This is a genomic window from Desulfovibrio sp. 6_1_46AFAA (genome assembly GCF_000224635.1).
Classification (GTDB): domain Bacteria; phylum Desulfobacterota; class Desulfovibrionia; order Desulfovibrionales; family Desulfovibrionaceae; genus Desulfovibrio; species Desulfovibrio fairfieldensis.
In genome coordinates this window covers 554,255-560,595 of sequence record NZ_JH114301.1, presented here as the reverse complement: position 1 = coordinate 560,595, position 6,341 = coordinate 554,255, and the positions used below count along the sequence as shown (strand labels likewise).

Genomic DNA, 6,341 nt, shown 5'->3' with positions numbered 1-6,341 from the left:
TGCCGGGAGTGAGGCTGAAATTCAACGCGCATTCAGCATTCGCGGCAACCATATGAAGCTTGGTCGTCCAGCCGCCTCTGGACTTTCCGATGGACTGCGGACCTGTTTTTTTAAGGCCCCTGTTCCATCGGGATGAACCTTAACAATAGTACTGTCGAGAGAAACTGCTTCTATTTTAAGGCGGAGTATCTGCTCTTGTTGAAGGCGTTCAAATATACGGTCAAGAACTCCGTTCTTGCTCCAGCGGTTCATGCGCGTGTAGATGCTGTGCCAACAGCCAAAATTTTTCGGCAGTCCACGCCATTTACACCCATGCTCCGCAACGTACAGAATCGCATTCAACACCTGGAGATTGTCAAAATGGACATTACCTCTTTGGCGCGGGAAGCAGTCAGCGATTCTCTCATATTGTTCGCGAGTAATTTGCATAAGACATTCTTACGGAATACTCGCTCTTTGTCAAATAGTGTTAACAGGCCCTAGAGCAGCAGATTGACTATTGGAACAGCAGCGGCATTGACGTTACCGGACTCCCGGCCGCTCATCTGCGTGGCACGCGTGACAGCGCCATTTTCGGCGATAGCCTTATTCTCAAGCCTTATGTGCGGCCGCACGCCTTTCTTGGTTCCGAGGAATGGCCCTACGGCATCTGGTGGCAACGCGTCCACGGCAACTATTACCGGGTTATTGTATACAGAGACTGGCTTATTTGCTCCGAATATCTGATGACGGAAAAAGACGGCCAGGACGTAACATGGTTTCTGGGAGAGGGCTTTGACACGCCGGGCTGGAAACCTTTTTCAGGATATTGGGGTGGAAATGTCACCTTGTACCCGGCGCAAGGCATATATACGCTCATCCCCGTCATGGAAAAAGATCTGCCCCCGGACTTTCCCGAGGGGCTGGTGCGCTGGATACCCTGAAAAGCGTGAGGCGTGTATGTACGCTGACCACTGTATGAAAAGCAAAGTCCACTCCCCGGCTCACAGCAAGGGCAGGAGCCGTCGGCAATGGCGTCCAGAGACGTCAGGAGACACGGCCATAATTCGATTATTCATTTGCGGGCTTTGTCTCCTGATTGCCTTGTCTTTACCACTTCATGCCGCGGAGGCCGCGCCCATGCCTCTCATACTTTTTAACACGAAACTCCAAAACCCGGACTTGACGCTGCCCCGGATCCATCCTTGGCGCGCGGAGCGGCCGGGAGATCCCTTTCCTTCCAGCGATGTTATTCTGCTCAGCGTGCAGGAGGGCAATATCCTGCGCGTGGCCATGTATTACCCGGAAATGGATGAACTAGAGCAGCAGATTGACTATTGGAACGGCAGCGGCATTGACGTCACGGGCTTGCCAGCCGCACTTCTACGAGACGAAGAAGATTCTGCTATTTTCGGTGACAGTCTTATTCTCAAGCCTTATGTGCGGCCGCACGCCTTTCTGGGCTCCGAGGAATGGCCCTACGGCATCTGGTGGCAACGCGTCCACGGCAACTATTACCGGGTTATTGTATACAGAGACTGGCTTATTTGCTCCGAATATCTGATGACGGAAAAAGACGGCCAGGACGTAACATGGTTTCTGGGAGAGGGCTTTGACACGCCGGGCTGGAAACCTTTTTCAGGATATTGGGGTGGAAATGTCACCTTGTACCCGGCGCAAGGCATATATACGCTCATCCCCGTCATGGAAAAAGATCTGCCCCCGGACTTTCCCGAGGGGCTGGTGCGCTGGATACCCTAACACTGTGAGGTGCGTATGCCCCCAGCCTGCCGCGTAGGCGATAAAGCCCTCTGCCCCGCCGACAGTCACGGCAAGGACTGCTGCCCGCACACCGTCACCGGCCCGGCCGTCAGCGGTTCGCCGGATGTCTTCATTGACGGCAGGGCCGCCCTGCGCGTGGGCGATCCAGGCGTACACAGTGCTTGCTGCGGGCCCAACACCTGGAAGGCCGCGCAAGGCAGCCCCAAAGTGCTCATCAACAACATCCCGGCGGTACGTCTCGGTGACGCCACCAGCCACTGCGGCGGTTCGGGCAATATGATCGAAGGCAGTCCCGACGTCATCATCAATTAGCAGCCACGGCCCGGAGTTCCCATGACCCAGATGCTTGCCGCCAATGCCTCCTGGTTCAACTTCACCGCCCAGAGCGGCGACTTCGGCGTGTACGCCTTCTCGGGTTTCGAGGAGGTCTGCAAGCCGTATGAGTTCAGCATTGAACTGGTCAGCCGCTCGGCCAACGTGGACCTTACGGCCCTGCTGGGCACTCCGGCCTGCCTTTCCATTGCCGACCGCAGCGGCGGCGAACGCCTGGTCCACGGCCTGATCCGGGAGATGGAGCAGCTCCACACCGCCAATCGCTTCACCCACTACCGTTGCTCCCTGGTGCCGCGCCTCTGGTTTCTGGGTCAGATCCGCGACCATCGCATTTTTCAGAATCTCTCGGTGGTGGAAATCATCCAGCGGATTCTCAAGGAGCAGGGCTTCACGGCCGACGGCTCATCCTTCAAGCTCTCCTACAGCTATGAGCCGCGCGAGTATTGCGTGCAGTACGGCGAAACGGACCTGCACTTCATAACCCGCCTGTGCGAGGAAGAAGGCATTTATTTCTACTTTGAGCACAACCGGGACAGCCACTGCCTCTGCTTCTGCGACCGCGAGGGCGGCCCCAAAATCCCCGGGCAGAGCGATCTGCGCTTTTTCCCCGGCTCGGGCCAACGCTCGGATACGGCGGTCATCAACCGCCTGACCCTGCACGAACAGGTCAACAGCAATGCCGCCGCCTACCGCGAATGGAACTTCCGGAAGCCCCGCCTGGATCTGGAAGTGCGCGACAAGGAAGAGGACAAGCAGGCCGCTCCGGCCCCGCCCGGCATGTTGCTGGAACAGTATGCCTACCCGCATCTCTACCAGTTGCGTAAACCCGGCGAGCGTTACGCCAAGCTCCAGTTGTCGCGCCAGTTGACCTTCCGGCAGTGGATCGACTGCACTTCGGATGTGGCCCGTTTTCTGCCCAGCTATGTTTTCAGTATTGACGATCACCCTCGTGCCGCCCTCAACGGGCGCTGGTGGGTGGTAACCGTGCGCCACGAAGGGCAGCAGCCCGGCGTGCTGGAGCACGAGGCCCCGGACGGGCGCGGTCTGCACTATGCCTCACGGGTCGCGGCTATTCCGGAGATGACCCGCTTTATCCCGGCCCTGGAACACCCCAAGAATCTGGTTCTCGACAAGCAGACGACCCATGTCACCGGCCCCAAGGGAGAGGAAATCTACCCGGACAAGTACGGCCGCGTGAAGGTGCAGTTCCACTGGGACCGCGAAGGTCAGTACAATGAAAAGACCTCCTGCTGGGTCCGCGCTTCTCAGGAATGGGCGGGCGGCAAATACGGCACCATGGCTATCCCGCGCATCGGCCATGAGGTCGTGGTTTCTTTTCTGGAAGGCGACCCGGACCGGCCTCTGATCACGGGCCGCGTCTACCATGAGCTGAACATGCCGCCCTACGAGCTGCCCGCGCACAAGACGCGCACGGTGTTCAAGTCCATGAGCACGCCGGGCAAGGAAAACGAGGCGCGCGGCTTCAACGAGTTTCGTGTGGAGGACAAAAAAGGCCAAGAAGAAATCTACGTGCATGCGGAAAAGGACGTGAACGCCCACGTCAAGAACGACTGGAAAGAACACATCCTGCACGACCGGCACCGCACCGTGGACAATTTCACCTACACCCTGACCAAGGGTGAAACCCACGAGACGCTCAAGCAGCCACGCAAAACCGAACTTTTCGCCAATGACAACCGCACCGTGCACGCGGACAGCCACACGAAAGTGGACGGCAAATGGCTTGGCAAGGCCGGTACGGAAATCCATCTGGAGGGCGGCCTCAAGATCGTTCTGGAGGCCGGGGCCGAGCTGACCCTCAAGGCCGGAGGAAGCTGGCTGACCATCAACGGCGCGGGCGTCAGCGCGGACGGCGCGGCCGTCTGCCTCAACTCCGGCGGCGGCCCGGGCGACGGCACGCCCGCCGTTCCTCTGCTGCCGGAGGGAAGCCTATCGCCACCGGTACCTCCGCCACCGACAATCCATTGCCTGGCCTATGCTTATAAAAACGCGGCTTGTGTATGTGAAATCTGCAATAAAAATCAGTAACTCTTATTATGTAAAAAAACTATGCAGTTACTTACACCTCAGAGCACAGTCGCGGAGCCACTCAATCGCCACGAAAGTTATGAGCATTGGCGTGATGCTCTTTGCCGAAACATATTGGCGGCACCCCATGATAAGGTATGGCACGCTATTCTTGACCCCAACGCGGATGAGGCGCTTCCTGAGCTTCTCTGGGAATTTTATGATTCCTCACACATCTTTCCGCTGTTCATGAACACCATGAATCATGAATCCATGCTGCGTGGACCATTGTTTGTCACAATACAAAAACCAAATAGATTTGTAGAGTGGTTTTTTGAAAAAAGCGGTCAAAAGCCTCTGGGCATTCTTTACCATGCCCCGGCTGAAAAAACCGACCTGCTTTTTGAGCATTTACAGAATTTGGTCGAGTGTTCCCTACCCGGAGAAAGAAAAGGGGTTTTTCGTTTTTATGATCCGCGCATTCTTTATGCCTTGTGCCAATGTGGTGACGAGAAACTCAAAGCGACAATTACTGGTCCAGCTATAGCGTTGCATGCCTGGGAGCCTGGTTTCGAACGCGCCGTGGAGCTTGCCGGAGAAAATTATTTTCTGGAGCAAGAGGGCTTTTTTCTTGAGCAACCCTGGCTTGATTGTGTCTCAAAACAGACCACGCCATATGCCGTGATCCAAAATATGCAAGGCGAAAGAGGGGATTTGCTACGTTCCAAACCACAAAATGAAGTACTTCTATTTGTCAGCGAAATATGCAATTCGCTGTTTGAGCTTGGCATTACTGATATATATGGCTGTATTGTAGGCACATCATTCGTCATGCAAGTAGGGCACAACATTTTTGAAGATGAGATAATACAGAAAAACATATGTGAAAATATTAATAAACACTCATTGTTAGATATTTTGCTGGAGCTTCCCGACGCTTCTTTCCCAAATGAGCTCTTAACAAAGGAGTAGTGTTAGCCATGCCCCGTACACCACTGTTCACCCGCGGCAGTCTTTTATTTTTGCTTCTACTTGGTGCCGGACTGCTCTGGCTTGTGTTCACCTATCAGCCGCAACCCAAGATCACTGGGGTCAAAGGCGGTTCACTACGTCCGGTCATGGTAGAGTATATCTGGTTTAATGAAGGTTCTTGGTCCGCCCCAAACGGCATTTATTACGCAAATCCCCGTATCCCTCCCGCCGCAGGCGGGGGGGCGACCCTGTCGTCCCGATATCTGCCAACCCAAGTGGAAGCGCGCTGGTATGACCCTGTACAGCAATGTTTTTATGAGGCTGTGCTGCTGGCCCCGGACATGGAGCAAAAAGCCAGGGCCGTTCTGAAAACCCAACCCAAACCATACCGTGGCAAATATACGTTAAAGCTTATTCCATTTTTGCGAGGATCTGATCTTGAGATCTGGCTTCATGGGGATGATGAAAATTACTTTCATGATCTGCAGGAATTTACAGAACTGCTCAGCGTGGCCCATGGCCAAAAAGTTCCCGGCGATGCGACAAAATATACAGCGGCGGTCAAGCTGCTCACCAAAGAAAAAGAAATTCCCGCTGACACCCCGCTGCCCGGCAGCAAGGAGTAGTCATGCCTCGTACACCACTGTTCACCCGCGGCAGCCTTTTATTTTTGCTTCTACTTGGTGCCGGACTGCTCTGGCTTGTGTTCACCTATCAGCCGCAACCCAAGATTACTTGGGTCAAAGGCGGTTCACTACGTCCGGTCATGGTAGAGTATATCTGGTTTAATGAAGGTTCTTGGTCCGCCCCAAACGGCATTTATTACGCAAATCCCCGTATCCCTCCCGCCGCAGGCGGGGGGGCGACCCTGTCGCCCCGATATCTGCCAACCCAAGTGGAAGCGCGCTGGTATGACCCTGTACAGCAATGTTTTTATGAGGCTGTGCTGCTGGCCCCGGACATGGAGCAAAAAGCCAGGGCCGTTCTGAAAACCCAACCCAAACCATACCGTGGCAAATATACGTTAAAGCTTATTCCATTTTTGCGAGGATCTGATCTTGAGATCTGGCTTCATGGGGATGATGAAAATTACTTTCATGATCTGCAGGAATTTACAGAACTGCTCAGCGTGGCCCATGGCCAAAAAGTTCCCGGCGATGCGGCACAATATACAGCAGCGGTCAAGCTGCTCATCAGAGAAAAAAAAATTCCCGCTGACACCCCGCTGCCCGGCAGCAAGGAGTAGT

The 6,341-nt window shown here is 54.9% G+C and carries 7 protein-coding genes and 1 pseudogene; 7 read left to right on the top strand and 1 reads right to left on the bottom strand.

Annotation, left to right across the window (positions count from 1 at the left end):
• Positions 1 to 429: pseudogene (locus tag HMPREF1022_RS17130) on the bottom strand (IS5 family transposase); the annotation flags it as partial.
• A 173-nt stretch (positions 430 to 602) separates the two neighbouring features.
• Here HMPREF1022_RS17130 and HMPREF1022_RS05855 point away from each other — a divergent pair.
• The 7 genes from HMPREF1022_RS05855 to HMPREF1022_RS05825 are packed head-to-tail and all read left to right on the top strand — an operon-like array spanning position 603 to position 6,340.
• Positions 603 to 923, top strand: a complete 321-nt coding sequence (locus HMPREF1022_RS05855) for a hypothetical protein (protein WP_009302324.1) — start codon at positions 603 to 605, stop codon at positions 921 to 923.
• Positions 924 to 939: 16 nt separating this feature from the next.
• Positions 940 to 1,740 (top strand): hypothetical protein, encoded by an 801-nt coding sequence (locus HMPREF1022_RS05850; protein WP_232221556.1) that lies wholly within the window; start codon positions 940 to 942, stop codon positions 1,738 to 1,740.
• A gap of 15 nt (positions 1,741 to 1,755) precedes the next feature.
• Positions 1,756 to 2,073: a PAAR domain-containing protein gene (locus tag HMPREF1022_RS05845; RefSeq protein WP_009302322.1), complete on the top strand. Its 318-nt coding sequence runs from the start codon at positions 1,756 to 1,758 to the stop codon at positions 2,071 to 2,073.
• Between the two features lie 21 nt (positions 2,074 to 2,094).
• A complete protein-coding gene (locus tag HMPREF1022_RS05840; RefSeq protein WP_009302321.1) occupies positions 2,095 to 4,143 on the top strand; it encodes a type VI secretion system Vgr family protein in 2,049 nt (682 codons plus the stop codon).
• Between the two features lie 21 nt (positions 4,144 to 4,164).
• The gene (locus tag HMPREF1022_RS17125; RefSeq protein ID WP_009302320.1) at positions 4,165 to 5,094 is read left to right on the top strand and encodes a DUF4123 domain-containing protein; all 930 of its coding nucleotides are present in this window, start codon (positions 4,165 to 4,167) and stop codon (positions 5,092 to 5,094) included.
• 8 nt (positions 5,095 to 5,102) lie between these two features.
• The gene (locus HMPREF1022_RS17120) at positions 5,103 to 5,720 is read left to right on the top strand and encodes a hypothetical protein (RefSeq protein ID WP_009302319.1); all 618 of its coding nucleotides are present in this window, start codon (positions 5,103 to 5,105) and stop codon (positions 5,718 to 5,720) included.
• Between the two features lie 2 nt (positions 5,721 to 5,722).
• On the top strand, positions 5,723 to 6,340 hold the full coding sequence (locus tag HMPREF1022_RS05825) for a hypothetical protein (RefSeq protein ID WP_009302318.1): 618 nt from the start codon (positions 5,723 to 5,725) through the stop codon (positions 6,338 to 6,340).
• The last annotated feature ends 1 nt before the right edge of the window (position 6,341 follow it).